20 protein-coding genes and 2 pseudogenes are annotated in these 26,031 nt (G+C 72.3%); 8 read left to right on the top strand and 14 right to left on the bottom strand.

The window, feature by feature from the left end; translation table 11 throughout:
• Positions 1–7: 7 nt before the first annotated feature.
• Positions 8–1,684 carry an energy-dependent translational throttle protein EttA gene (gene ettA / locus HNR22_RS13185; protein ID WP_179783536.1) on the bottom strand — a complete coding sequence of 559 codons (1,677 nt, stop codon included), beginning with the start codon at positions 1,682–1,684 and terminating at the stop codon, positions 8–10.
• Positions 1,685–1,895: 211 nt separating this feature from the next.
• Between ettA and HNR22_RS13190 the strand changes: the two genes are divergently transcribed.
• The 4 genes from HNR22_RS13190 (at position 1,896) to otsB (ending at position 6,709) form a co-directional block, all read left to right on the top strand.
• Positions 1,896–2,180 carry a hypothetical protein gene (locus tag HNR22_RS13190; RefSeq protein ID WP_179780619.1) on the top strand — a complete coding sequence of 95 codons (285 nt, stop codon included), beginning with the start codon at positions 1,896–1,898 and terminating at the stop codon, positions 2,178–2,180.
• Positions 2,173–2,559, top strand: coding sequence for a hypothetical protein (locus HNR22_RS13195; RefSeq protein WP_179780620.1), 387 nt, complete (start codon positions 2,173–2,175; stop codon positions 2,557–2,559). Before HNR22_RS13190 ends, HNR22_RS13195 begins: the two co-directional genes overlap by 8 nt.
• 143 nt (positions 2,560–2,702) lie before the next feature.
• Positions 2,703–4,103: a trehalose-6-phosphate synthase gene (locus HNR22_RS13200; RefSeq protein WP_179780621.1), complete on the top strand. Its 1,401-nt coding sequence runs from the start codon at positions 2,703–2,705 to the stop codon at positions 4,101–4,103.
• A 26-nt stretch (positions 4,104–4,129) separates the two neighbouring features.
• Positions 4,130–6,709 (top strand): trehalose-phosphatase, encoded by a 2,580-nt coding sequence (otsB, locus tag HNR22_RS13205; RefSeq protein ID WP_179783537.1) that lies wholly within the window; start codon positions 4,130–4,132, stop codon positions 6,707–6,709.
• A 118-nt stretch (positions 6,710–6,827) separates the two neighbouring features.
• On the opposite strand, the gene HNR22_RS13210 is transcribed toward otsB, so the two are convergent.
• From HNR22_RS13210 to cobC, 4 genes are all read right to left on the bottom strand, one after another.
• Positions 6,828–7,085 (bottom strand): hypothetical protein, encoded by a 258-nt coding sequence (locus HNR22_RS13210; RefSeq protein WP_179780622.1) that lies wholly within the window; start codon positions 7,083–7,085, stop codon positions 6,828–6,830.
• Between the two features lie 315 nt (positions 7,086–7,400).
• Positions 7,401–8,642, bottom strand: coding sequence for a uroporphyrinogen-III C-methyltransferase (gene cobA / locus HNR22_RS13215; RefSeq protein WP_179780623.1), 1,242 nt, complete (start codon positions 8,640–8,642; stop codon positions 7,401–7,403).
• Between the two features lie 40 nt (positions 8,643–8,682).
• Positions 8,683–9,798, bottom strand: a complete 1,116-nt coding sequence (gene cobT, locus HNR22_RS13220; RefSeq protein WP_179783538.1) for a nicotinate-nucleotide--dimethylbenzimidazole phosphoribosyltransferase — start codon at positions 9,796–9,798, stop codon at positions 8,683–8,685.
• A complete protein-coding gene (gene cobC / locus HNR22_RS13225) occupies positions 9,798–10,865 on the bottom strand; it encodes an Rv2231c family histidinol phosphate aminotransferase CobC (RefSeq protein WP_179780624.1) in 1,068 nt (355 codons plus the stop codon). The genes cobT and cobC overlap by 1 nt, the downstream gene beginning before the upstream one ends.
• A gap of 121 nt (positions 10,866–10,986) precedes the next feature.
• Here cobC and HNR22_RS13230 point away from each other — a divergent pair, with 121 nt between their 5' ends.
• On the top strand, positions 10,987–13,116 hold the full coding sequence (locus HNR22_RS13230) for a transglycosylase domain-containing protein (protein ID WP_179780625.1): 2,130 nt from the start codon (positions 10,987–10,989) through the stop codon (positions 13,114–13,116).
• Between the two features lie 13 nt (positions 13,117–13,129).
• Here the strand turns inward: HNR22_RS13230 and HNR22_RS13235 are convergent, their stop codons facing one another.
• Complete coding sequence (locus HNR22_RS13235) at positions 13,130–13,699, bottom strand: GNAT family N-acetyltransferase (RefSeq protein ID WP_179780626.1); 570 nt, start codon at positions 13,697–13,699, stop codon at positions 13,130–13,132.
• Positions 13,696–15,099, bottom strand: a complete 1,404-nt coding sequence (locus tag HNR22_RS13240) for a cobyrinic acid a,c-diamide synthase CobB (protein ID WP_179780627.1) — start codon at positions 15,097–15,099, stop codon at positions 13,696–13,698. Before HNR22_RS13240 ends, HNR22_RS13235 begins: the two co-directional genes overlap by 4 nt.
• A gap of 183 nt (positions 15,100–15,282) precedes the next feature.
• Here HNR22_RS13240 and HNR22_RS13245 point away from each other — a divergent pair, with 183 nt between their 5' ends.
• On the top strand, positions 15,283–16,104 hold the full coding sequence (locus tag HNR22_RS13245) for an SURF1 family cytochrome oxidase biogenesis protein (protein ID WP_179780628.1): 822 nt from the start codon (positions 15,283–15,285) through the stop codon (positions 16,102–16,104).
• A 115-nt stretch (positions 16,105–16,219) separates the two neighbouring features.
• Positions 16,220–16,849 (top strand): hypothetical protein, encoded by a 630-nt coding sequence (locus HNR22_RS13250; protein ID WP_179780629.1) that lies wholly within the window; start codon positions 16,220–16,222, stop codon positions 16,847–16,849.
• Between the two features lie 10 nt (positions 16,850–16,859).
• Here the strand turns inward: HNR22_RS13250 and HNR22_RS13255 are convergent, their stop codons facing one another.
• The 5 genes and pseudogenes from HNR22_RS13255 to HNR22_RS13275 form a co-directional block, all read right to left on the bottom strand.
• Positions 16,860–18,452 (bottom strand): ATP-dependent DNA ligase, encoded by a 1,593-nt coding sequence (locus HNR22_RS13255; protein ID WP_218906380.1) that lies wholly within the window; start codon positions 18,450–18,452, stop codon positions 16,860–16,862.
• 84 nt (positions 18,453–18,536) lie between these two features.
• Positions 18,537–18,743: a hypothetical protein gene (locus HNR22_RS13260; protein ID WP_030333429.1), complete on the bottom strand. Its 207-nt coding sequence runs from the start codon at positions 18,741–18,743 to the stop codon at positions 18,537–18,539.
• A gap of 77 nt (positions 18,744–18,820) precedes the next feature.
• On the bottom strand, positions 18,821–20,164 hold the full coding sequence (locus HNR22_RS13265) for a dipeptidase (protein WP_179783540.1): 1,344 nt from the start codon (positions 20,162–20,164) through the stop codon (positions 18,821–18,823).
• Between the two features lie 36 nt (positions 20,165–20,200).
• Positions 20,201–21,346 (bottom strand): M48 family metallopeptidase, encoded by a 1,146-nt coding sequence (locus HNR22_RS13270; protein ID WP_179780630.1) that lies wholly within the window; start codon positions 21,344–21,346, stop codon positions 20,201–20,203.
• Positions 21,347–21,476: 130 nt separating this feature from the next.
• A pseudogene (locus HNR22_RS13275) lies at positions 21,477–22,249 on the bottom strand (uridine kinase family protein).
• Between the two features lie 339 nt (positions 22,250–22,588).
• Here HNR22_RS13275 and HNR22_RS13280 point away from each other — a divergent pair.
• On the top strand, positions 22,589–22,990 hold the full coding sequence (locus HNR22_RS13280) for a rhodanese-like domain-containing protein (RefSeq protein WP_088949799.1): 402 nt from the start codon (positions 22,589–22,591) through the stop codon (positions 22,988–22,990).
• Between the two features lie 328 nt (positions 22,991–23,318).
• On the opposite strand, the gene HNR22_RS13285 is transcribed toward HNR22_RS13280, so the two are convergent.
• Together HNR22_RS13285 and HNR22_RS13290 are read right to left on the bottom strand one after the other, a co-directional pair.
• The gene (locus tag HNR22_RS13285; RefSeq protein WP_179780632.1) at positions 23,319–24,878 is read right to left on the bottom strand and encodes a cobyric acid synthase; all 1,560 of its coding nucleotides are present in this window, start codon (positions 24,876–24,878) and stop codon (positions 23,319–23,321) included.
• Between the two features lie 152 nt (positions 24,879–25,030).
• Positions 25,031–26,026: pseudogene (locus tag HNR22_RS13290) on the bottom strand (cobalamin biosynthesis protein); the annotation flags it as partial.
• Between the last annotated feature and the right edge of the window lie 5 nt (positions 26,027–26,031).

Here is a 26,031-nt window from a genome sequence, read left to right on the forward strand (position 1 = left end):
GGCCCGGTCAGTCGCGGGTCAGCTTGCGGTAGGTCACCCGGTGCGGCCGGGCAGCCTCCGCGCCGAGGCGGTCGATCTTGTTCTTCTCGTACGCCTCGAAGTTGCCCTCGAACCAGAACCACCGGGACGGGTCCTGGTCGTCGCCCTCCCAGGCCAGGATGTGCGTGGCGACGCGGTCCAGGAACATCCGGTCGTGCGAGATGACCACGGCGCAGCCGGGGAACTCCAGCAGCGCGTTCTCCAGGCTGGACAGCGTCTCCACGTCCAGGTCGTTCGTCGGCTCGTCGAGCAGGATGACGTTGCCGCCGATCTTGAGGGTCAGCGCCAGGTTGAGCCGGTTGCGCTCACCTCCGGAGAGCACCTTCGTCGGCTTCTGCTGATCCGGTCCCTTGAAGCCGAACGCGGCGATGTACGCCCGCGACGGCATCTCGACCTTGCCCACCATCAGGTAGTCCAGCCCGTCGGAGACGACCTCCCAGACGGTCTTGTCGCCGTTGAGGCCTTCGCGGTTCTGGTCGACGTACGACAGCGAGACGGTGGGGCCGACCCGGACCTGGCCGCCGGTCGGCTCCTCCAGCCCGACGATGGTCTTGAACAGGGTGGTCTTGCCGACGCCGTTGGGGCCGATGATGCCGACGATGCCGTTGCGCGGCAGCGAGAACGACAGGTTGTCGATCAGCAGCCGGTCGCCGAAGCCCTTGCTGAGGTTGACCGCCTCGATCACCGTGCTGCCCAGACGCGGGCCCGGCGGGATCTGGATCTCCTCGAAGTCGAGCTTGCGGGTCTTCTCCGCCTCGTTGGCCATCTCGTCGTACCGGTCCAGGCGGGCCTTGGACTTGGTCTGGCGGGCCTTGGCGTTGGAGCGGACCCACTCCAGTTCCTCGGTGAGGCGCTTCTTCATCTTGGCGTCGCGGCGACCCTCGACGGCCAGGCGGGCGGCCTTCTTCTCCAGGTAGGTGGAGTAGTTGCCCTCGTAGCCGATGGCCCGACCGCGGTCCAGCTCCAGGATCCAGCCGGCCACGTTGTCGAGGAAGTACCGGTCGTGGGTGATCGCCATGACGGTGCCGGCGTACTTGGCGAGGTGCTGCTCCAGCCAGGAGACGCTCTCCGCGTCCAGGTGGTTGGTGGGCTCGTCGAGCAGCAGCAGGTCGGGCGCTTCCAGCAGCAGCTTGCAGAGCGCGACGCGGCGGCGCTCACCACCGGAGAGCTGGGTCACGTCGGCGTCCGGCGGCGGGCAGCGCAGCGCGTCCATGGCCAGTTCGAGCTTGGAGTCGACGTCCCAGGCGTCGAGGTGGTCCAGCTCCTCCTGGAGCTTGCCCATCTCCTCCATCAGCTCGTCGGAGTAGTCGGTCGCCATCTGCTCGGCGATCTTGTTGAAGCGCTCCAGCTTGGCCTTGGTCTCGGCGACCGCCTCCTCGACGTTGCCGAGCACGGTCTTGGCCTCGTTGAGCGGGGGCTCCTGGGCGAGCATGCCGACGGTGTAGCCGGGCATCAGCCGGGCCTCGCCGTTGCTCGGCTTGTCCAGCCCTGCCATGATCTTGAGGAGGCTGGACTTACCGGCGCCGTTCGGACCGAGCACACCGATCTTGGCTCCCGGCAGGAAGCTCAACGTCACGTTGTCGAGCACGACCTTGTCGCCGTGCGCCTTGCGGGCCTTTTCCAGGACGTAGATGTACTGGGCCACGGTGCGGGCTACCTCCGTCGGTTGCTGTCGCTGATCGGCGGCGCGGGCGCGGGCTGCGAAGACCGCCCGCCGCCGCCGGCCGGTGACCGGCCGCGCGCACGCCATCGTCAATCCTGACAGGTACGACGCGGTTCGCCCACATCACCCCGCCCCAGGAGTACGAGGGCGCATCTCCTTGCCCGGCCCGGTATCACCAACTAGCGTTTCGGGTATGACCAAGAAGATCGCCATCAGCGTTCCGGATGACGTGGCCGAGCGACTGGCCGAGGAAGCCAACGTCTCCGCCTTCATCACCGACTCCGTTCGTCAGCGGATGGCCAGCGAGCGCACACGACGGGCGCTTCGACAGGTGGGCTTCCGACTGACCGACGAAGGCCTCGCCGAGGCGGGCAGGAAGCTCGACGAGGCACACGCGAAGATCACCCCTGAACTGCGCTCCAAGGCGGCCGCCCTGCTGGCCGAGGCGTCTCGCGGACGGATGGTCATTCGTGACTGATGCCGGCCTCGTCCTCGACACCGGATGTCTCCTCGCCTACTCGGAAGGCACGGAGGCGGTCGGGGAGCAGATCGCAAAAGTCGCGGACAAGGGGCAGCGCGTGATCATCCCGGCGCTATGCCTGGCAGCCGCGTACCGCCAGGTGACCAGCGACGGCTGGCCACTGCTCGACATCGTCGGCGACCTGGGGCAGGTCGTGGTCACTCCGGTGGAGCACGACATGTGCGCCATCCTCGGCGGCTGGTCGCGGACCCTGGGCGGCATGGATCTGGCCCAGGCCGCGATGGAGGCGGCTCGGGCAGTGACGCCGATCATGACGGATCGGCGGGAGCTGCTCGGGGAGGTACTGCCCAAGGAATGGCCCATCATCGACCTCTGACCAGCGCGGCTGTCGACAAGATCACCACTAGGGTTCGGTCAGACCGAGGCGGGTAGGAGACTCCGGCACTAGGCACAAGACGCCGCAGCTACGCTCAGTACGCTCATCGCGGTGGACCCGTCAGTACCCGGAGGTGGCCGATCGTGACCGTCCGAAGCTCCTTTGTCGTAGTGGCGAACCGTCTGCCGGTCGACGAGGTGAGCACACCCGACGGGCGGCAGTGGCGACGTAGCCCCGGTGGGCTGGTCACCGCGCTGCATCCCGTGCTCGCCGAACACCAGGGCACCTGGGTCGGCTGGGCTGGTGGCACCGGCCCGGCTCCCGAGCCGTTCGACCTGGAGGGGATCCGGCTGCATCCGGTCCCGCTCAGCGCCGAGGAGCTGGAGCGCTACTACGAGGGCCAGTCCAACGCGACGATCTGGCCGCTCTACCACGACGCGGTCGAGACGCCGGCCTACAAGCGCCGGTGGCGTGAGGCGTACCGCCTGGTCAACGCGCGGTTCGCGGAGGCCGCGGCGGACGTCGCGGCCGAGGGTGCCACGGTCTGGGTGCAGGACTACCAGTTGCAGCTGGTCCCGGCGATGCTCCGTGAGCTACGCCCGGACCTGCGGATCGGGTTCTTCCTGCACATCCCGTTCCCGCCGATCGAGCTGTTCATGCAGATGCCGTTCCGCACCGAGATCCTGCGCGGTCTGCTCGGCGCCGACCTGGTCGGTTTCCAGCAGCGGCTGGCCGCGCAGAACTTCGTCCGGCTGGCCCGGCACCTGCTCGGGCTGCGCTACGAGGGGCAGATGATCCAGGTCGACGGTCGGCAGGTGAAGGCGGGAGCCTTCCCCATCTCGATCGACACCCAGGAGATGGAGCGGATGGCCGCCGACCCGGCGATCCAGGCCCGGGCGAAGCAGATCCGTGCCGAGTTGGGCGACCCGAAGACGATAATCCTCGGCGTGGACCGGCTGGATTACACCAAGGGCATCGAGTTGCGACTCAAGGCCTTCCGCGAGCTCCTTGCTGACGGAAAGTTGACAGTCCCCGACGCGGTTATGGTGCAGGTGGCCACGCCCAGCCGAGAGCGCGTAGAGCACTACCAGGCACTACGGGTCAAGGTGGAGCGCGAGGTTGGTCGGATTAATGGCGAATTCGGCCGGGTCGGCGTGCCGGCGGTGCATTACCTGCATCAGTCGTACAGTCGCAGTGAACTCGCCGCGATGTACGTTGCCGCCGATGTGATGATGGTGACACCGCTGCGAGACGGAATGAATCTGGTAGCCAAGGAGTACGTCGCGTCCCGCGCCGACCAGGGTGGCGCGCTCGTGCTCAGTGAATTCGCCGGCGCCGCAACGGAGCTGCGCCAGGCCTTTTTGTGCAACCCGCACGACCCGGACGCGGTCAAGGACGCCCTGCTCCGGGCAGTGCACGTGGAGAAAACCGAGGCACGCCGCCGGATGCGGACAATGCAACGTCACCTGCGTACCCACGACGTGGGCCACTGGGCCAAGTCTTTCCTCTCCGAGCTTGGAGTTTCCGAGGCGGAGGCCGAGTGAACACGACCGTCAACGACGGAGCGGCGATGGCCACCGGGGTGATGGACCCCGAGCTGCGCTCCGCCATCGGCCGGATCGCCCGGGTTCCCCAGCTCCTGGTCGCCTGCGACTATGACGGCACACTGGCGCCGATCGTGGAGGACCCGAGCACGGCCGTCCCGCTGCCCGAGTCGGTTGCCGCGGTCCGCGCGCTCGCCGCGCTGCCGCAGACCACCGTGGCGGTCGTCTCCGGCCGGGCGCTGCGCGACCTGGCCGCGCTGTCCCGACTGCCCAGCGAGGTGCACCTCGTCGGCAGTCACGGTTCCGAGTTCGACATCGGCTTCGTCGAGCGACTCTCCCCTGAGCTGGTCGCGGTGCGTCAGCAGGTGCGCAACGCGCTGCGCGACATCGCCTCCGCGCACCCGGGCATCCGGCTGGAACGCAAGCCGGCCAGCGTCGCCGTGCACACCCGAGGGGTCGACCCGGAGGTCGCTGCCGCCGCCATCGAGGCGGTCCGCAACGGCCCGGCGACCTTCGACGGCGTCACCGTGACCCAGGGCAAGGAGGTCATCGAGCTCTCCGTCGTGGCCACCCACAAGGGCACCGCACTCGACCAGTTGCGGACCCAGCTCGCCTCCAGCGCGGTGCTGTTCATCGGTGACGACATCACCGACGAGAACGGGTTCGCGCACCTGCACGGTCCCGACCTCGGCATCAAGATCGGCCCCGGGGACACCCAGGCCAGCTACCGGGTAGCCGACCCGCTGGAGGCCGCCCGCGCGCTGGCGCTGCTGCTGGAGACCCGTCGACACTGGCTGTTCGGCGAGCGGGCGGTGCCGATCGAGCGCCACTCCATGCTGGCCAACGGTCGTACCGTCGCTCTGCTCACCCCCGAAGCCAAGGTGAGCTGGCTCTGCCACCCCAAGCCGGACTCGGCGGCGATCTTCGCCGACCTGGTGGGTGGCAGCCCGGCCGGTCACTTCAGCGTCGCCCCGGAACGCGGCGGCATCCCGCTGGGCCAGCGCTACCGCTCCGGCACGATGACAGTGGAGACCCGGTGGTCCGGGCTCACCGTCACCGACTGGCTGGACAAGCCGGCCCGGGAGACCACCCCGGACGACAGCCCCGCGGTCATCACCGGCGACTCGACCCTGATCCGGGTGCTCACCGGCAGCGGCAAGGCCCGTGTGGAGTTCGCGCCGAGGCCCGAGTTCGGTCAGGTCGCCGTGCAGTTGCAGCCGATCGGCGACGGCCTGCTGGTGCTCGGCTCCAACGAGCCGGTCGCGCTCTACGCCCCCGGCGTGGAGTGGGAGGTCGGCAACGACGGCGGGTACGAGACCGCCAAGGCGATCGTCGACCTCTCCGCCGCCGGCGGGCAGGTCGTGCTGGAGTTGCGCTTCGGCACGCACAGCCTGGAGCACCACCGGGTGCCGATCCACGAGCGGCAGGCCGCCGCCGAGCAGCCGTGGAAGGACTGGGTGGCCTCGCTTCGGCTGCCGTCCACCGCTCGTGACCTGGTCGCCCGCAGCGCGCTCACCCTCCGCGGGCTCTGCCACGAGGCCACCGGCTCGATCCTGGCCGCGGCGACCACCTCGCTCCCCGAGGAGTTGGGCGGCGTCCGCAACTGGGACTACCGCTACTGCTGGCTGCGCGACGCGGCGCTGACCGCCCGCGCACTGGTCGACCTGGGTTCCGTCGAGGAAGCCGAGGCACTGCTGCGCTGGGTGGACGGCTGCATCGAGCGCACCGGCGGCCACCCGGAACGCCTGCACCCGCTCTACACCATCGACGGGTACGAGCTGGGCGCCGAAGCGGTCATCGACACGCTGCCCGGCTATGCTGGCTCGCGGCCGGTCCGGGTCGGCAACCTCGCGAACCACCAGTTGCAGCTGGACGTCTTCGGCCCCATCGCCGACCTGATCGCGGCCGTCGCCGACGCGCGCGGCTCCGTCCGCGACGACGAGTGGCGCGTCCTGGAGAACATGGTCGAGGCGGTTCGTCGCCGTTGGCACGAGCCCGACCACGGCATCTGGGAGGCCCGGCTGCCACCACGGCACCACGTCTTCTCCAAGGTGATGTGCTGGATGACCGTGGACCGTGCCCTGCACGTGATGCGCGAGCACGGCGGCGAGGACCGGCCCGAGTGGAAGGACCTGCGCGACCGGATCGGCTCCAACGTGCTGGAGCACGGCTGGCACGCCGACGTCGAGGCGTACAGCGTCGCGTACGGCGACGAGGACATGGACGCCTCGTCGCTCTGGATCGGGCTCTCCGGCCTGCTTGCCGGTGACGACCCGCGCTTCCTGTCCACCGTCCTGCGCATCGAGGCGGATCTGCGCAGCGGCCCGGTCGTCTACCGCTACCACTGGGACGACGGCCTGCCCGGCCGTGAGGGCGGTTTCCACATCTGCACGGCGTGGCTGATCGAGGCGTACCTGCGCACCGGTCGCCGCACCGATGCCGAAGAGCTGTTCGCGCAGATGGTGCTCACCGCCGGTCCGACCGGGCTGCTCCCCGAGCAGTACGACCCGCTCGCCGAGCGCGGCCTGGGCAACCACCCGCAGGCGTACAGCCACCTCGGGCTGATCCGCTGCGCGCTGCTGCTGGACAACATGCTCAAGCAGTAGTCGACAACTCGCACGACGACGGGGCCGGAGGCGCTTGCGCCTCCGGCCCCGTCCGTCCCGGCTCCTGCCACCGTTCCACAGGGGCTTCGAGGATCGGTCTCAGCGGCCTGAAGAACGGTCAGCCGTCAAGGCCGTCGATCGGGGCCGCCGTCCTCCACCGAAACTGGTGGTCGGGTTCGTCGCGGTACTCCAGAACGCCGGCCCTCACCAACGCGTGCAGCATGTCGTAAAGCGCCTGACCGAGCGGATTGCTGGACCACAAAACCCATTTGACCTGCAAAAAAGTGCGATCCGCAAACAGGCCTGTCGCCCTGCCCAACTCGTACTGGGCGCCGTCCACGTCCGTCCACTCGGCGAGAGCATCCGCTAGGCCCATGACGGCAGATCCTCGCACGCGAACAGCGCGGTGTCCGGGGTGGCGAATCCGCTCGATCCGGGATCGCCAGGAACGACCCGACGAGGATCGACGACACATCAGCCACCGCCGCGCCGATCTTGCGGTCCCGGCCGCCGAAATGCGTGGAGGCCGCCGCGACCCCAGGCCAGTTAAGCCGCCACAGCCGGCAATCTTGGACAGTTTCCGTTCCGCGCGAACGGAAACTGTCCAAGATCTACTTTTCAGCTCGCTCCCACGCCGTGACCGGCGTTGCCGGCGCGGGTCGAGCCGTCAGCCGTACCAACGCCGTCGCTGTCAGCCGTTGAGTGCGTCCACCACGTCGCCCACCACGACGACCGCCGGCGGGCGTAGGTCGGCCGCGAGCGCATCGGCAGCCACCGCGCCGAGCGTGGACCGCAGCACCCGCTGGACGCCTGTCGTGGCCTCCTGGACGACGGCGGCCGGCGTCTGTGGCGGCCGGCCGTGCGCGATCAGGGTGGCCGTGATGGCGGCGAGGTTCTTCAGCCCCATCAGGATCACCAGGGTGCCGCGCAGACCCGCGAGTGCGTCCCAGCGCACCAGCGAGGCTGGCGAGTCGGGTGCCAGGTGCCCGGAGACCACTGTGAACTCGTGCGCCACCCCCCGGTGGGTCACCGGGATGCCGGCCGCGGCCGGCGCGGCGATCGAGCTGGTCACCCCCGGCACGACGGTCACCGGCACACCGGCCTCCGCGCACGCCAGCAGTTCCTCGCCGCCCCGCCCGAAGACGTACGGGTCGCCGCCCTTGAGCCGCACCACGAAGGCGCCAGTCAGGGCGCGGTCGACCAGAATCTGGTTGATCTCCTCCTGCGCCCGGGACGGGCCGTAGGGGATCTTCGAGGCGTCCACCAGCTCGACATCGGGGCGCAGCTCGTCCAGGAGCAGCCCCGGCACCAGGCGGTCGGCGACCACCACGTCCGCCTCGGTGAGCAGCCGCCAGCCTCGGACGGTGATCAGCTCGGGGTCACCCGGCCCCGCCCCGACCAGCGCCACCCGCCCGGTCTGCCGCCGACCGGTCGAGGCGTCGGGCCGGCTCTGCGTCGGAGCGGTGCCGTCCGGTGCCAGGCGAACGGCGAGGAGGTCACGGATCGCGTCGCGGACTGTCATCGCCCGGCGCGGGTCGCCGCCGCCGAGCACCGCCACTGTGACCGGGCCGTGCCGGGTCACCGCCGGGGTCCAGGCGGTGGCGGCCGTGCGGTCGTCGGCCCGGACGCAGAAGATCCGCCGCTCGGCGGCGACAGCGCTCACCGAGGCCGCCGCCATCGGGTCGTCGATCGCGACCTGGACCAGCCACGCGCCGTCCAGGTCCTCGGGCGCGAACCGGCGCGGCACCCAGTGCAACCGACCCGCGTCGACCCGGGCGCGCAACGCCGGGGTCAGTTCCGGTGCCACCAGCAGGACGTCCGCACCGGCGTCCAGCAGCGCGGGCACGCGCCGGGTGGCGACCGCGCCACCGCCCACCACCACCACCCGCCGCCCGTCGAGCCGCAGACCCAGGGGGTACGGACTGGAGGTCACGCCGCACCACCCGGGCGGACGGCTCGCTCGCTGCGTGTGGTCACTTCTCGGCCACGCCGGCGGAGTCGAAGGTGGCGACCTCGTGCAGCACCCGGACGGCGCCGGTGACCACGGGCAACGCCAGCAGCGCGCCGGTGCCCTCGCCGAGGCGCAGCCCCAGGTCGATCAGCGGGTCGAGGCCGAGGTGGCGCAGTGCCAGCGTGGCGCCGGGCTCGGCCGAACGGTGGCCGGCGACCATGGCACCGACCGCCGCCGGGGCGAACGCGGCGGCGGCCAGCGCGGCCGAGACCGCGATCACGCCGTCCAGCAGCACCGGCGTACGGCGGGCTGCGGCACCCAGGATCAGCCCGGCCAGCGCGGCGTGCTCCAGGCCACCGACGGCGGCCAGCACACCCAGCGGGTCGGCCGGGTCGGGCGCGTGCCGGGCCAGCGCGGAGCGCACCACGGCGACCTTGTGGGCGTACGTCGGGTCGTCGATCCCGGTGCCCCGGCCGGTGGCGTCGAGCGGGTCGGCACCGGTGAAGGCGGCGATCAGCGCGGCGGCAGGGGTGGTGTTGCCGATGCCCATGTCACCGGTGAGCAGGATGCCGGCCCCGGCGTCGATCAGCTCGTCGGCGATCCGGATGCCGGTCTGTACCGCCGCGAGCGCCTCGTCCCGGGTCAGCGCGGCGGTCACCGTGAAGTCGCGGGTGCCCCGGCGGACGGACGCGACAACCAGTCGGGGCACCGCCGGGTCGAGCACGGCCGGATCGGTGCCGGCCGGGTCGAGCCCAGCCGGATCGGCGACCGGTCCGGTGGGCAGCGGGGTGGCCACACCGACGTCGACAACGGTGACCGACGCGCCGGCCTGCCGGGCGAACGCGTTGACCACCGCCCCGCCAGCCAGGAAGTTGCCGATCATCTGCCCGGTGACCTCCTGCGGCCACGGGCTGACCCCCTGGGCGTGCACACCGTGGTCGCCGGCGAAGATCGCCACCGCGGCAGGCTCCGGCAGCGGCGGTGGGCAGGCCCCGGCCAGCCCGGCGAGGCGTACCGAAAGGTCCTCCAGCGCGCCCAGCGAGCCCGCCGGCTTGGTCAGCCGGCCGTGCAGCTCGCGGGCGGCGGCCATGGCCGCTTCGTCCGCCGGTCGGATCGCGGCGATCGTGGTCTCCAGCATCATGCCTCCATGGTCTCGCGCAGCACCTCGATGAACGCGTCGGTGGTGTTACGGTCGCGCACCGCCACCCGCAGCCAGTCCGGGCCGAGGCCGGGGAACGTGTCGCCCCGGCGTACCGCCCAGCCCCGCTCCCGCAGAGCGGCTCGGATCGCGCTCGCGCCCGGCAGGTGCAGCAGGACGAACGCGCTGGCGGGGCGGCCGACGACGCGTACACCTTGCAGGTTGGCCAGGCGGGCGACCAGGTGGTCGCGGTCGGCGGCGAGATCGACGGCGATCGCGCGTTCGGCCTGGACCGCGACCGTGGTGGCGCAGGCGGACGCGGCGGCCAACGCGGGTGTGGAGACGGCCCAGAGCGGCTGGACGGCGGCCAGCCGGGTCAGCAGCTCCGGGGCGCCGAGCAGGTAGCCGATCCGGAGGCCGGCCAGGCCCCAGGTCTTGGTGAGGCTGCGCAGGACGAGCAGCCCTGGCAGGTCGCGCCGCTCGGCCAGCGACTCCGGTTCGCCGGGATGGCCGGGGGCGATGGTGGTGTCGGCGAACGCCTCGTCGACCACCAGCACCCGGCCGGGGCGGGCCAGCGCCGCAAGCGTCTGCGCCGGGTGCAGCACCGACGTGGGGTTCGTCGGGTTGCCGATCATCACCAGGTCGGCGTCGGCGGGCACCCGGGACGGGTCGAGCCGGAAGTCGTCGGCGGGGTCCAGCAGCACCCGCTCGACCGGGTGTCCGGCGGCCCGCAGCGCCGCCTCCGGCTCGGTGAACTGGGGGTGCACCACCACCGGTCGGCGCACCCCGCGCATCGCCTGGGCGATCAGCACGAAGCCCTCGGCCGCGCCTGCGGTGAGCAGCACCTCGTTCGGGTGACGGCGGTGTCGGGCGGCGACCGCCGCCCGGGCCGGCGTCGGGTCCGGATAGCGCGCCAGGTCGGTCAGAGTCGCGGCGATCGGACCGGCCAACCAGGCGGGAGGCGCTGCCTGGCGGACGTTGACGGCGAGGTCGATCAGACCGTCGCCGACCTCGACGTCACCGTGGTGCGTCAGGTCGGGCTCGGAGGCGGCGATCGGCTCAGGCATGTCCGCGATCCTGCCGGGAAGGTGGCCGGTGGGACAGTCGATCTCGGCGTAAGCCACGTCACCACCCGCCGGTTTAAGAGTTCTTCTCAGGTATGAATCGGAAATGTCATAACTTGGCCATGTGAGTAACCGACCCCTTACTGCCGCTGGTCGACTCGTCCCTCTACTTCGCGCCGGACTCATCGCCGGAATCGTGATCGCCGCCGCCGCGTACCCACTGGTCGCCCTCACCGGGCTCGGCGCGAAGGCCACCGCGCACGCCACGGAGCAGAAGACCAGACTGCTGACCACCGCGCTGCCCGCCGAGACCTCGTACGTCTACGCCCCGGACGGCAAGACCGTGCTGACCATGTTCTACGAGGAGTACCGGCAGTACACCAAGCTGTCGGACATGTCGCCGAACATCCAGCAGGCGATCGTCGCCGCCGAGGACTCACGCTTCTACCAGCACCACGGCGTCGACCCGAAGGGCGTGGCCCGCGCCTTCGTGTCCAACGCCCGCTCCGGCGGCTCACAGGGTGCCTCCACGCTGACCATGCAGTACGTCCGGATGGCCCTGCGGGACAGCGCGACCACGCCCAAGGAGGTCCAGGAAGCCACCCAGCAGACCAGCCTTCGCAAGGTCAAGGAGATGCGGATGGCGCTGGACCTGGAGAAGGAGATGAGCAAGGAACAGATCATGGAGCGCTACCTGAACTCGGCGTACTTCGGGCACCGGGCGTACGGCATCTACGCGGCCAGCGAGATCTTCTTCTCCAAGACCCCCAAGGACCTCACCCCCGTCGAGGCCGCCACCCTCGCCGGGCTGGTCAAGTCCCCGTCGGAGTACGACCCGGCCGACTCCGACCAGAAGGAGGCCACCGGGCGGCGTGACTACGTGCTGGACCGGATGAGCCAGCTCGGTTACCTCTCCCCCGACTCGGCCGCCGCCGCCAAGTCCGAGCCGATCCGGCTGAAGCTGACGACCCCGCCGCACGACTGTGCCGCGGTGGCGGAGAAGTACAACAGCTGGGGCTTCGCCTGCGACTACCTGAAGAACTGGTGGAGCGCGCAGCCCGCGTTCGGGGCGAACCGGCTGGAGCGGATGGACAAGCTGCGCCGGGGCGGCTACCGGATCGTGCTCAGCATCGACCCGAAGATCCAGGAGGCGGCGGAGAAGAACGTCGGTTCCAAGGAGGCAACCGGCAGCCCGTTCGCCAACGGGATCGTGGTCTCCGAGCCGGGCACCGGGCGGGTCAAGGCGATGGCGGTGAACCGGACGTACTCGCTGGATCTCAGCGAGAACCCGCAGAGCTCCAATCCCGAGGCCGGGCCGAAGGTGAAGGCCAACTACCCGAACACGGTGGCGCCGCTGCTCGGCGGCGGTGACCTGGCGGGTTACCAGGCCGGGTCGACGTTCAAGATGTTCCCGATGCTGGCCGCGCTGGACTCGGGGATGACGCTCTCCACCTCGTTCAACGCTCCCTACCGCTACCGGTCGGCCGTCTACGACGGGTGGTCGCCCTCCAACGCCAGCGGCGCGATGACCGGCCAACAGACCATGTGGTCCGGTTTCGGTAAATCGGTCAACACGTACTTCGTCTGGCTGGAGGAGAAGGTCGGCGCGGACCGGGCGGTCCGGTTGGCCGAGCAGCTCGGGCTGCGGTGGCGCACCGACGTCGACCGGGACCACGCGTCCCCGGACAAGGCGAAGAAGTGGGGCGCGTTCACCCTGGGCGTCTCCGACGCCACCCCGCTGGAGATGGCGAACGCCTACGCCGCCATCGCCGCCGACGGGCGCTACTGCGAGGCGATCCCGGTGCAGTCGATCATGAACCGGGACGGCACCCCGACCACGTACGCCACCCCGGGCGGCATCCATCGCGAGGTGGCCAAGCCCCGCTGCCGGCAGGTGGTCAGCGCGGACGCCGCCCGGGCGGCCACCGACGCGGCCCGCTGCCCCACCGGCGACACCCCGGCGCGCGGGAGCTGCGGCGGCTGGTCCACCGCCGACAGCGTGCGGGGCACTGTCGGACGCCCGGTGGCCGGCAAGACCGGTACCACCGACAGCACCCGGTCCGCCTGGTTCGTCGGCTACACACCGGAGTTGGCCGCGGCGAGCTTCATCTCCGACCCGGACAACCCGTTCAACGCGGTCGGTGACGGGCAGTCCCAGATCCCGATCAAGGCGGTGTCGGAGACTCTGCGCGACGGCCTGAAGGGCACACCGACCCGCCAGTTCACCCCACCGTCGGACGCGATCGTCGGCTGACCAGCAGGCAGGGTCAGCGCAGGTCGGCGGCGACGAACGACCAGAGTTCGAGATCCACCCGGCCGCCGCCGACCAGCCCGGCGTTGCGCAGCAGGCCCTCGTAGCTGAACCCGGCCTTCTCGGCGACCCGGCGCGAGGCCAGGTTGCCGGGTGCCACCCGCAGCTCGACCCGTTGGAAGCCGTGCTCCAGGATCAGCGCGATGGCCACCGCGTCCACGGCCTCGGCGGCGAAGCCGAAGCCCCGCGCGTGTGGCGCCATCGCGTAGGAGACCTCGGTGAGACGGGCGCCCCAGTCGGTGCGCCGCGTCCACAGCGAGCCCACCACCCGGTCGTCCTCGCGTCGGACCACCGCGTAGTGGTCACCCTCGCCGCTGTCCCGCCGCTGCCGGGCCAGCTCGGTGCACCAGGCGTGCCCGTCGATCGGCCCGGAGTCGTCGGGCAGCGGCAGCCAGCGCCGGGTCAACTTGTCGGCGAAGATCTCCCCGGCCGCCTCCGCGTCCGCCGCGGTGAGTCGCCGCACCTCCGTACGCGGGGTGGAGACGGTCAACGCCGGGAAGCGGCGCACCGCCACCTGACCAATCACGCCGGCACCCCGCCGGGCTGCGCCGGCACCGCCTCGGTCGTCGGCTCGGCCGCCGCGGCGGCGACCAACCGGGCCGCCGTCGTCGGATGACCTGCCCAGTGCAGGGTGAGCTGCGAGGCGTGCACGTTGCGCCAGACGAACCCCTCCGGCGTGCCGCCCTCCCAGCTCCACGCCGGGCGCTGACCAGCGCGGGGGGTCAGCACCGCACGGTGCGCCTTGTGGCCGACCAGCACCGTGCCCTGGGCGGCGACCACGCTGTCGGTCTGGGCGGTCGCCTCCCGGTAGCCGGCCACCAGACCGTCCCGGCTGACGCCGATCGCGTCCAGGACACCGCACATCGGCAGCCCGTCCAACTCCCGGGCCAGCCAGAGCAGGCCGGCGCCCTCGGCGACCACCGGACGCCCGGTCCGCGCCAACTCGGCCACCGCGATGCAGAGCCGCCGGTTGGCCGACAACTGCTCGGCGTACGCCTCGGGCAGCGCGCCGCCGATGACCAGCGCGCGGGTGCCGACCGGCAGTGCCTCGTCGCGCAGCGGATCGACGGTGACGACCTCTGCGCCGGCGGCGCGCAGCAACTCCGCGGTCTCCGGGTGGCCGAAGCTGCCGCCCGGCCCACCGGCCAGCGCCACCAGCGGGCGGTCCGCCGGGGCGGTGAACGTGCCGAGGGCCTCCTCGGGAGACCAGGCGGGGGCGGGCAAGTCTGGGGCGGAGCGGGCCAGCCCGAGCAGTCGTTCCAGGTCGACAGTGGCGGCGACGGCCTCGCCCAGCCGACGGACCGCGCGGGCGGCGTCGGCGGAGCCGTCGACCACCGGCGCCACACCGTGCCGCCGCGACGGCAGCACCGCCGGCAGGTCCTGGCGACGCAGCGCACCGTAGACCGGCACACCCACGTCGTCCAACGCCTCGCGCAGCATCGCCTCGTGCCGCGACGACGCCACCCGGTTGAGGATCACCCCGCCGAGCCACAACTGCTCGTCGTACGAGCGGAAACCGTGCACCAGGGCCGCCACCGACTGACCCATCGCGGCCACGTCGACGACGAGCACCACCGGGCTGCGCAGCGCCGCCGCGGCGGCGGCCGTCGACTCCTGCTCCGGGCGACCACCGACCGCGTCGTACAGGCCCATGCTGCCCTGCACCACGGCCAGCCCGGCACCGGCGGCACCGTGCGCCACCAGCGGGGCGAGCCGGTCCATGCCGACCAGCCGGGGATCGATCACCCGACCCGGCCGACCGGAGGCGAGGCCCAGGTAGGCGGCGTCGACGTGGTCCGGCCCGAGCTTGAACCCGGCGACGTCCACCCCCCTCTCGGCGAGTGCGGCGAGCAGCCCGATCGCCAGCGCGTTCTTACCGTGCCCGGAGGACGGTGCGCTGAGCACCAGGCGCGGCACGACGGTCATCATCGACTCCTCGCGAGCGGTGGCGGGTACGCGACGGGACGACCGGGGCCGATCCGTCGGCGTGACGATACCCGTCCGGCTGGAGACGTGAGCACCGCCAACCGAAGCCACCGACCCGGTTCCTGGCACGGCTCCGGCCCGGTCCAGGTCAGTGGCGCCGGTCATACGAGTAGCCTCGGTGCCGTGTACCGGTTCCTGCTGAGCCCACGCTGGCTGGGCGCTCTCGCGCTGACCCTGGTTGCCGCCGCCGTCATGGTGTTCCTCGGCAACTGGCAGCTGGACCGCTACCGGGGGCGTACCGAGGTCAACGAGCGGATCGACGCGGGCCAGCGGATGGCCCCGACGCCACTGGCCGACGCGCTGCGCGCTCCCACCGGCGGCGCGGGCACGACTGGCCCGGCCCCCGCCGAGGACAAGGTCTGGACCCGGGTGACAGTCACCGGCCGGTACGACCCGACGAACACCGTGCTGGTCCGTGGTCGGACGGTGGACAGCCGGGTCGGCTTCGAGGTGCTCACCCCGCTGGTGCTCGCGGACGGCACGGCACTGCTGATCGACCGGGGCTGGATCCCGCCGGCGCCGGGTGGGGCGACCGCCCAGCCGCAGGTGCCGGCCGTGCCGACCGGCGACGTGACAGTTGTCGGTCGGGTGCACGAGACCGAGAGCGGCGCCGGCGCGGTGGCGCGGCGCGACGGGCGGCTGGAGATCCGGCGGATCGGGGTGTCCCGGCTGGCCGGCGAACTGCCCTACCCGGTCTACGGCGCCTATCTGCTGCTGGACGAGCAGACCCCGGCGGCCGACCCGGCGTTCAAGGCGGTGCCGGTCGGGCACGCCAACAACTGGCAGAACTTCGGCTACGTCGTGCAGTGGTGGCTCTTCGCGGTGATGGCCCTGTTCGGCTACGGCTGGGTGGCCCGCCGCGAGGCACGCCGGGCGGCCGGCCTCGGCACCACCCCGGCCCCGCTGGACCGGGCGGCCGAACCCACCCCGAGCACGTCCGCCTGACCGGACAGGCCCGACCCGGTCCGTTCCGGCGACTCAACCGGACACTCGGGGGCACCGGGGACGCCACGGCAGCCGGTAGTCTCCGCCGGGTGTTCACCTCACGTTGGGGGTCCCGATGAGCGTGGATCCCACGGCACCGCTGCCCGAGCCCGTTCCGGAGACCCGGGCGCACCCGCCGATCGACCCGTGGGCCGCCGAACCACCGACCGCGCCACTCCCGACGACGGCACCCCCGGCCCACCTACCGCCGACGACACCGTTCCCGGTCACGCCGGCCCAGCCGGCCGGGGCATGGGGACCGGCCCAGCCGGCCGGGGCGTGGCCGGCGGTCGGGCCCTACCCACCGACCCCGATGGCGGTGCCCCCGGCCCTGACCGGCTACGCCAGTGGGCCGGAGGTGGTCGCGGTGCAGATCGCCGAGATCGCGGTGAGCCCACCCTTCATCCGTACGCCGGCCGGGGTGCTGCCGCTGGCCGGGGCGACCTGGCACGTGGCCGACTACTGGCAGCGCGAGGAGAAGGTGGCCACCTGGGCACTGGTCTGCGCCATCGTCGGCTTCTTCTGCCTGTTCGTCCTGAGTCTGCTCTTCCTGCTGGTCAAGGAGACCCGGCACCACGGCACCGTGCAGGTGACGGTCACCAACGGCGCGCAGCAGTACGTGGCGCGGATCCCGGTCAGCGACCAGGGTCAGGTGCAGCACCTCAACAACCAGGTGAACTACGCGAGATCGCTGTCCAGCAGGTGACCCGGGCCGGTCACCCGGTGGGACGGCCGGCGTGGATCGCGCGGACGGCGTCGATGGTGTCCGCCTCGGCGGCGGACTTGTCATCGCGATACCGCACCACCCGGGCGAACCGCAGCGCCATCCCCCCGGGATAGCGCGAGCTGGTCTGCACCCCGTCGAAGGCGATCTCCACCACCTGCTCGGGCCGGACCCGGACCACCCAGTCGCCGCGCTCCACAGCGAGGTCGAGGAACCGCTCGGTCTGCCACCGCAGCAACTCGTCGGTGAGCCCCTTGAACGTCTTGCCGAGCATGACGAACCCGCCGGTGTGCGGGTCGCGCGCGCCCAGGTGCAGGTTGGACAGCCAACCCTTGCGCCGGCCACTGCCCCACTCGACGGCGAGCACCACCAGGTCGAGGGTGTGCCGGGGCTTGACCTTGACCCAGGCGGCACCGCGCCGGCCGGCGTCGTAGGGGGCGTCCGGTGCCTTGACCACCACGCCCTCCTGCCCGGCGTCGAGTGCGGCGGCGAACGCGGCGGCGGCCCGCTCGGGGCCGTCGACCTCCATCCGACCGACCAGCAGCGACGAGTCGACCGCGCCGGCGAGGGCGGCCCACCGCTCCCGGCCGGGCAGGTCGATCAGATCCTCGCCGTCGAGGTGCAGCAGGTCGAAGAAGTACGGAGTGAGCACTGTCGCGCCGGTGCTGGCGGCTGCCGCGAGCACCGCCGGGGCGACCGGAGTGCGCCCGGTGGTGCTGGGGGTGGTGCGTCGGGCGGCCCGACTGGAGGTCTGCTGGAACGGCAGCGGGCGGCCCGTCTCGTCCAGGCCGATCGCCTCGCCGTCGAGCACCAGCTCGCGGCCCGGGAGAGCCCGGACCGCGGCGACCACCTCGGGCACCCGGGCGGTGATCTCGTCGAGGCTGCGGGTGAAGACGGCGATGTCGGCGCCCGAGCGGTGCACCTGGATGCGGATGCCGTCGAGCTTCACGTCGACCACCGCCGGCGTGCCGGTCGCCGCGAGTGCCTCGTCGACCGAGGGGGCGCTCTGCGCCAGCATCGGCGCCAGCGGCCGGCCGACCTGAAGGCCGAACCCGGCCAACTCGGCGGCCCCGCCGGACAGCGCGGCCACCGCCACGGCACGCAGGTCACCGGCGAGCAGCAGGGCCCGTCGGGCCGTCGCCACCGGCACCTCGGCGGCCCGGGCGACCGCTTCGGCGAGCAACCCCGCCTGGGCGCCCTGGCGCAGCTCGCCGCTGAACAGGCCAGTGAGCAGACGCTGCTCCTCGGCGGTCGCCGCCGCGTAGAGGGCACCGAGCAGCGCCCGCCGTCGGGCCTGCGAACCCGTGCCCGCCACGGCGGCGATCTGCTCGATGGCCGCGTCCACGGATGCCACCGTCAACGTCGGCTCCGCGGCCGGTGGCGGCAGGTCACGCAGGCTCGCGTAGCCCACCCCGGTCTGTCGCTGGCGCAGCTCACCGGCGAGATAGCCGGCACCGGGCTCGACCTCGCCCGGGTCGAGCCGGCGCAGCGCGTCAGCGAGCAGCTCCACCTTGGCCCGCCGGCCGCTGGTGACGCTGACGGCAGCGGAGGTGGCTGCCAGGTCGAGGAACCGCACGCAGCTCATCCTGCCAGTCACCTCCGACACCGCCCGGGCATTGCCGTGCCCGGGCGGTGTCGGCAGGTCGCCGCCCACCAACGCGGACGACGATCAGGCGGAGACGGGCTCCTCGATGCGCAACCCCCGGGCACGGACCTCGCCAGCGACACGGGAGAGCACCGAGTCGAGGGCGACCAGTGCGGCGGAGAGCTCACCGAGCTGTTCGTTGAGCGTGTCCTCGGACCACGCGGAGACGTCGACGTCCCCCAGCGCGCTGACAGCGGCCCCCAACCGGGCCATCACCTCGTTCGTACTCATGTACGAAAGGCTATAACAGCTGACCATCCGACACGCCGTAAACTCCCAGATCAGGCCCGAAATCGCCGTTCCGTGACCTAACGACGCGCAGCGGCGACATTGCCGAGCAGCAACGCCTCGGCGAGGCAGACCTTGGCGAACTCACCCAGGTGCAGACTCTCGTTCGGGCCGTGCGCACGGGCGTGCGGGTCCTCCACACCGGTCACCAGGATCGCCGCATCGGGGAACATCTCCTGGAAGGTGGCGATGAACGGGATCGAACCGCCGATGCCGACGTCCACCGGGTCGGTGCCGTCCCAGGCAGCCCGGAAGGCCGACCGGGCGGCGTCGAACATCGGCCCGGACGCGTCGATCACGCACGGGTTGCCGTCGTGCTCCAGGCTGACGGTCACCTGGGCACCCCACGGAGCGTGCTTCTCCAGGTGCGCGCGAATCGCCGCGTACGCCCGCTTGGGGTCGTCGCCCGGAGCGAGGCGGACGTTGAGCTTCGCCTTCGCGGCCGGGACCAGGGCGTTCGGCGCCTCGCTGGTGGACGGCGCGTCGATGCCGAGCACCGCCACCGCGGGCTTGGTCCAGAGCCGGTCGGTGATCCGGCCGGTGCCGATGAACTGGACGCCGTCGGCCAGCCCGGCCTCGGCCCGGATCCGGTCCTCGGGGTAGTCGACGGTGGCGCCCTCCCGGCCGACCAGCCCTTCCACCGCCACGTCACCGGCGTCGTCGTGCAGTGTCGACAGCAGGCGGACCAGCGCGGTGAGCGCGTCCGGCACGGCACCGCCGAACATGCCGCTGTGCACCGCGTGGTCCAGCGTGCGCACCTCGACGAAACAGTTGACGACGCCGCGCAGCGAGGTGGTCAACGCCGGTACGCCGATGTCCCAGTTGCCGGAGTCGGCGATCACGATGACGTCCGAGGTGATCTCGTCGCGGTGCTCGATCAGCAACTGCTCCAGCGAGTCGGAGCCGTACTCCTCCTCGCCCTCGATGAAGAGCACCACACCGACCGGCAGCGCGTCCCCGTACGCCCGCAGCGCCGCGATGTGCGCCATGATGCCGGCCTTGTCGTCGGCCGCGCCCCGGGCGTAGAGCCGGCCATCGCGCTCCACCGGCTCGAACGGGTCGGATTCCCACAGCGACCGGTCGCCGACCGGCTGCACGTCGTGGTGGGCGTAGAGCAGCACGGTGGGCGCACCGGGCGGGGCCGCCCGACGGCCGAGCACCGCGGGCTGACCGCCGGAACGCACGATGTCGACGTCCAGGCCGCAGCCGCGCAGCAGTTCGGCGACCGCTTCGGCGGAACGTTCCACGTGTGAGTGGTCGAAGCCCTCGAAGGCGATGCCGGGGATGCGGACGAGACGTTCCAGGTCGGCGCGTACGCCGGGCATCTCCCGCTCGACGGCGGCCCGCACCTCGGACTCGGACATGATCGGTGAGGTCATGACCGGCATCGTATGCCGGCCTTACCCCGACGTGCCGGCCGAGCCCGTACCGTCACCGCCGCCCGCCGGCCCGGCACCCGCCCGCGCGCCGGGTGCGGCCCGGCCGGCGCGCTGCGCGCGGCCGGCTGCCTCGGTGGCGGCGTCCATCCAGGAGCGGGCCCGCCCGGCGGTGCCGCCCACCCACTCGCCCACGTCGCTGGCGCCGTCGCCGAGCCGGCGCAGCAACCCGACCAGCGGGTCGGTGGACCGGCTGAACTCCTCCCGGTACGACTCGGCAGCGGCCTTGATCTCCTCGGACACGCTGGTCGAGCTGTCGTCGTCGCGGCGCGGGTAGTCACCGGCCAGCACCTGCCCGTACGCCCCGGAGTCGATCCACTGGCGGAGCTGCGCCGCCCGGGCCACCGGGGCCGGATGGGTGCTCCACGCCGTCATCCTGATCTTGTGCAGGCTGTCGCGCAGGTCGCCACCGCCGGCGTACTCGGCAGCCTGCTCAAGGAACGCTGCGGTGTCGATCTGGGACAGGTCACCGCCGCCCGCGAGCTTCATGAGCAGCCGCAGCGCGGCGGCCGGGTCCTGCCCGGCGAGCAGACCGGCCCGGTCGGCGGACAGCTCGGCCTTGCGCCACCACTCCAGCATCGCCGCGATGATCGCCCGCAGCGCGATCGCTCCCACCGGCAACCAGCTCAGGTTGGCCGCCCACCGGGTGAGGATCATGAGCATGGTCTTGTAGACCGCGTGCCCACTGCCCACGTGTCCCAGTTCGTGGCCGAGCAGGCAGCGCAGCTCGTCCTCGTCGAGGTGCTGCACGCAGGCGGAGTTCAGCACGATGAACGGCCGTTCCAGGCCGACGGCCTCGGCGCCCAACCAGGGCGACTGGGTCACGTACAGCTCGGGCAGTTCCGCCACGTCGAGCGCCGCCGCTGCCTCGGCGTAGCGCTGCCACACCGCCGGATACTGCCGATGGTCGACCCGGATCCCCGAGGCCAGCACGGACAGCCGGAAACCACGCTCGTTCCACATGCCGAAGAACGACCGCACCACGTCGTCGAACCCGCGCAGCTCCCGCAGGGCGACCAGGGCGCCCCGGTCGGCCGGATGTTCCCAGGCCCGCGAGCTGATGCCGGTGAGGGTGATCCGGCGCCGCGCGGGCGCGTCCGTTGCCGACATGATGAGTCCCCCGATCGCCGCGCCCTGAGTGCTTCGCGTCGTGCCGTTGGCCGCCGTCCCGCCCAGTGCCCTGCCGGTGGCGGCCCTCTCGCATCGTGCCGTAGCCGCTGACAGACGTCCATGCCCCCGCTCAACCGATGCGAAGGTAGTACCGGTCCGTGTCGTGCGGCAGCGTCGGCGCGCCATCCACCAGCAGGTCCGCGCGGTTGGCCGTGTCGTCGGCCGCGAAGTGCGCCTGCTCACCGGCGTGCCAGCGACGCAGCTCGGGCAAAATCTCCGGCCCGTCCCGGGCGACCGCGCGCTCCAACCGCAACGAGGCAGGCGCGGTGACGAACACGGACAGGGTCACCTCCGGCCGGACGACCGCACGGGCCGCGGTGACCCCCTCCAACACCAGCACCGGCGCGACCGGAACCGGAACCGGCCGGGGCAGGAAGCTCTGCCGCACCCAGCTGTAGCGCCGATAGGCGCCGGCCCTCCCCTCCCGCAGCGGGCCGAGCACCCCCTCGTCGAGTCGGGGCCAGAAGGTGACCTGGTCGTCCCAACCGTCGAGCAGGTCGTCGGTGTGCACCACGGGCGGCCGGCCGCCGGGCAGCGCCGCCAGGGCATCCGCGAGGCGCGCGGCGAACCGGCTCTTGCCCGCGCCACTCGGCCCGTCGACCGCCACCAGCCGGGTCCGCCCCAACCGCGCCGGTTCCGCGAGCACCCGACGGGCCAGTTCGGCGTACGCCTCGACCACTGCCACTGACGACCTGCCAGTCCGACGACCGGCCGGCCCGCCGACGTCATCGGCCGTTCGGGTGCTGTCCACAGCCCTCCGGTGCGGTGCCGGCCGTCCGGCCTCCGGGGTCGGCGCAGCGGCGCGGTGCGGTGCCGGCCGTCCGGCCTCGGGGGTCGGCGCAGCGGCGCGGTGCGGTGCCGGCCGTCCGGCCTCGGAGGTCAGCCCAGCCTCGCGTGGTGCATGACCGAAAGTATGCCGCCGGCACCGCTCGCCTGGGTGATCGACTCCGGTTCATTGATATCGCGGTATCCCAGTCGGCCCGATACCGCGGTTTCCGCAAAGCCGAGTGGATCACGCCGTATCAGCGGCCTGACCGGGCCGGGTGACACGTCCCGACTGACCACCCCTGGCCGGCCGTCGTCACGTCCGGGGGAATTGGGGCGGCGACGGGTGACGGGCGGCCCGTTCGCCGCCCCGGGGCGCCACCGAATCGGCATCATCGGGTGGTGCTCCGAGATGTGATGAGCCCCGGTATCGACGCCCTGCTCGAACAGGCCCGTGCCGGGCTGCACCGACTGACTCCGCAGCAGACCGTCGAGGCGGTCCGCGGCGGTGCGCTGCTGGTCGATACCCGCACCGATCTGCAACGCCGCGAACAGGGCGACCTGCCGGGCGCGGTCGTCATCGACCGTACCGTGCTGGAATGGCGGCTTGATCCGGCCAGCGCCTGGCGGATCCCGGAGGCCACCGGGTACGACCGGGAGATCGTGCTGGTGTGCCGGCAGGGCTACAGCTCCAGCCTCGCTGCCGCCAGTTTGCAGACCCTCGGGTTGCGCCGGGCCACCGACATGATCGGCGGCGTCGACGCCTGGCTCGCCGCCGGCCTCCCGACAACCGACCGCCCCGCCGACATCCGCCCCTAGTCCTCCATCCCACCCCACCTGCACCACCGCGCACCGCCGCGCACCACCCCGACCCGCCGCGCACCACCCCGACCCGTCCGTCCCGCCCGGCCTCGTCCTGCCCCACCCCGACCCGCCGGGCCCACCCCGACCCGACCGTCCCGCCCGGCCGCGTCCTACCCCACCCCGACCCGCCGAGCCCACCCCGACCCGCCCTGCCCACCCTCGCCCCATCGATCATGGAGTTGTGGTGGGGGATGAAAGGGGCTAGTCGGAATACAACGGGCACCACAAGTGCATGATCGACCACGGCCAGCGAGTCCACGGCGGACGGAGGCGGCGGTCGGGGTTAGTTCTGAGGCGGCGTGGTGGTTGGTGGGGGGCCGGGTGGGATGAAGGGGAGGCCCGCCGGTGGCCCGGATTCGATGAGACGCCAGAGGGCGTCGGTGTCCAGGTGTTCCTCGACCAGGTCACCGAGCAGATCGAGCGAGCGTTCCCGGGCGGCGGCGAAGCTGGTGGCCGGTGCGACCTGGAAACCGGTACGGCCGGCCAGGCGAGCCGTCTCGGTGAGGAACCACCGGCGGAACCCGTCGGACTCGAACGCCCCGTGCCAGTGCGTGCCGTGCACCGCGCCGAGTACGGCTCCCTCGCCGACACCGTCGTCGCCGGTCAGCAGCGGGGCCAGGGTGGGGTCGGTGCGCGAGACGTACCCGTGGTGGATCTCGTAGCCGCGCACCGGAAGGCCACCGTGGGCGGTGCCCACCGACTGCCGGACGGTTTTGCGCGGATCGAACGTGATCTCGATGGGTAGCAGGCCCAGCCCCGGCACGCTGCCCTGCCGGCTCTCCACCGGGTCATGGATGGCGCGGCCGAGCATCTGGAAACCGCCGCAGAGACCGAGCAGTGGCTTGCCGGCCGCCACGTGTGCGGCAACCGCGTCGGCGAGGCCCGTTTCGCGCAGCCAGGCGAGGTCGGCGACGGTTGACTTGGAGCCGGGGAGGACGACCAGGTCGGCGGCGGCCAGCTCGGCCGGTTCGATGGTGAGGCGTACGCGGACACCCGGCTCGGCGGCCAGCGCCTCCACGTCGGTGGCATTGCTGATCCGGGGCAGGCGGACGACGGCCACGTCCAGCCATTCGGTGCCGTGCGGGGCGGCGGGGCGGCCGAGCACACGGCCGTAGGCGAGTGAATCCTCCGCGTCGAGCCACAGGTCGAGTGCCCAGGGCAGCACCCCGTACGTGGGACGGCCGGTGACGTGTCGCAGCATGTCCAGCCCCGGCTGGAGCAGCCCGAGGTCACCTCGGAACTTGTTGATCACGAAGCCGGCGATCAGGACCTGATCGGCGGGGTCGAGCAGCGCCACGGTGCCGAACATCGAGGCGAAGACGCCACCCCGGTCGATGTCGCCGACCACGATGGTGGGCAGGTTGGCGTGCCGGGCCAGCCCCATGTTGACGTAGTCACCAGCCCGCAGGTTGATCTCGGCAGGGCTGCCGGCACCCTCGCAGATCACCACGTCGTACGTCTCCCGCAGCTCGGCCAGCGCCGCGTACGCGGTCTCGGCGAGCCGGGGACGCAGGTGGCGGAAGGTGCCGGCGGTGATGGTGTCGACGGCCTCGCCGAGCAGCACCACCTGACTCGCCAGGTCGCTGCCCGGCTTGAGCAGCACCGGGTTGAACCGCAGATCGGGCGCGAGCCCACAGGCTGCGGCCTGCATGGCCTGGGCTCGTCCGATCTCGCCGCCGCGCCCGTCCGGACCGACGACCACCGCGGAATTGTTCGACATGTTCTGCGCCTTGAACGGCGCCACCTTCACGCCCTGCCGGTGCAGCCAACGGCAGATCCCGGCGGTGAGCACGCTCTTGCCGGCGTCGGAGGTCGTGCCGGCGACCAGCAGCCCGCCACTCACCGCCCGCTCCCCCGCCCGGCACCAACGATTCCGCCCGCTCCGACGGCCCCGCCCGCTCCGACAGCCCGCAGCCTGCGCCCGCCGGCACCAACCAGCCTGCGCCCGCTGACGCCGGCGACGGGCCCCAGCCCACCCGCCACGGCGGCCAGCCCGCGCCCGCCGGTCACGGCGGCCAGCCCGCGCCGACCCACCGCGCCGACCAGACGGCCGAGGGTCACCGGGTATGCGGCCGCCAACCCCACCGCCGCCAACCCGACCGCGCCGGAGATCCGGGCCGCACGCTTCAGGTGCCGCGCCTCGGGGCGGGGGCCGTCGCCGAGGAACGGCCGCACCTCGGAGCGCCCGAAGTAGACGTTGCGGCCACCGAGGCGGACGCCGAGCGCGCCGGCCATGGCCGCCTCGCACTGGCCGGCGTTGGGGCTCGGGTGGTCGTTGCGGTCACGCCGCCACACCTGCCAGGCCCGCTGCCGATCCCCGTGGGCGACGGGCGCGACAGCGATGGTGAGCAGCCCGGTCAGCCGGGACGGCACCAGGTTGAGCACGTCGTCCAGCCGCGCGGCCGGGGTGCCGAACCGTGCGTAGCGCGCAGACCGGTGCCCGACCATCGCGTCGAGGGTGTTCGCCGCGCGGTAGCCCAGCAGCCCGGGCAGACCGGCGACGGCGCCCCAGACCAGCGGGGCGACGACCGCGTCGGACGTGTTCTCGGCGAGCGACTCGACAGTGGCGCGGGCCAGCTCGGACTCGCCCAGCGTCGACGGGTCCCGTCCGCAGAGGTGACCGAGGCGTTGACGGGCTGCGGGAAGGTCACCGGCGCGCAGCGTCCGACCCATGACTGTGGCTTCGTGCCGCAGCGTGCGGCCGCCCAGCACGGTCCACGTGCTGGCGGCCACGAGCACCGCCCGGGTCACCGGCCGGTGCCGGGTCGCCGCTGCGGCGACGGCCCCGAGCAGCACCGGCCCGCCCACGGCCAGCGCGGTGAACGCCGTACCCGCCGTTCGGTCCGGCCGGTAGAGGCCGCGCTCCAGCGCTCCGGCGGCCTGACCGAAGCTGGCCACCGGGTGCCACCGGCGCGGATCACCGAGCAGCCTGTCGAGCGCGTACCCGGCCAGTAGCCCCACCGCGTTCGCCACCGGCGCTGTCCGTCGCACCCGCA

This window comes from Micromonospora jinlongensis (assembly GCF_013410645.1).
GTDB classification, from domain to species: Bacteria; Actinomycetota; Actinomycetes; order Mycobacteriales; family Micromonosporaceae; genus Micromonospora; species Micromonospora zamorensis.

Excerpts from the sequence above, each read along its gene's own strand:
- cobC (WP_179780624.1), bottom strand. The coding sequence starts at position 10,865 with ATGCCTGAGCCGATCGCCGCCTCCGAGCCCGACCTGACGCACCACGGT.
- HNR22_RS13260 (WP_030333429.1), bottom strand. The coding sequence starts at position 18,743 with ATGAGTACGAACGAGGTGATGGCCCGGTTGGGGGCCGCTGTCAGCGCG.
- cobT (WP_179783538.1), bottom strand. The coding sequence starts at position 9,798 with ATGCTGGAGACCACGATCGCCGCGATCCGACCGGCGGACGAAGCGGCC.
- HNR22_RS13240 (WP_179780627.1), bottom strand. The coding sequence starts at position 15,099 with ATGACCGTCGTGCCGCGCCTGGTGCTCAGCGCACCGTCCTCCGGGCAC.
- HNR22_RS13280 (WP_088949799.1), top strand. The coding sequence starts at position 22,589 with ATGAGCCCCGGTATCGACGCCCTGCTCGAACAGGCCCGTGCCGGGCTG.
- HNR22_RS13255 (WP_218906380.1), bottom strand. The coding sequence starts at position 18,452 with ATGAGCTGCGTGCGGTTCCTCGACCTGGCAGCCACCTCCGCTGCCGTC.
- HNR22_RS13270 (WP_179780630.1), bottom strand. The coding sequence starts at position 21,346 with ATGTCGGCAACGGACGCGCCCGCGCGGCGCCGGATCACCCTCACCGGC.
- otsB (WP_179783537.1), top strand. The coding sequence starts at position 4,130 with ATGGCCACCGGGGTGATGGACCCCGAGCTGCGCTCCGCCATCGGCCGG.
- HNR22_RS13190 (WP_179780619.1), top strand. The coding sequence starts at position 1,896 with ATGACCAAGAAGATCGCCATCAGCGTTCCGGATGACGTGGCCGAGCGA.
- HNR22_RS13210 (WP_179780622.1), bottom strand. The coding sequence starts at position 7,085 with ATGGGCCTAGCGGATGCTCTCGCCGAGTGGACGGACGTGGACGGCGCC.
- HNR22_RS13265 (WP_179783540.1), bottom strand. The coding sequence starts at position 20,164 with ATGTCCGAGTCCGAGGTGCGGGCCGCCGTCGAGCGGGAGATGCCCGGC.
- HNR22_RS13250 (WP_179780629.1), top strand. The coding sequence starts at position 16,220 with ATGAGCGTGGATCCCACGGCACCGCTGCCCGAGCCCGTTCCGGAGACC.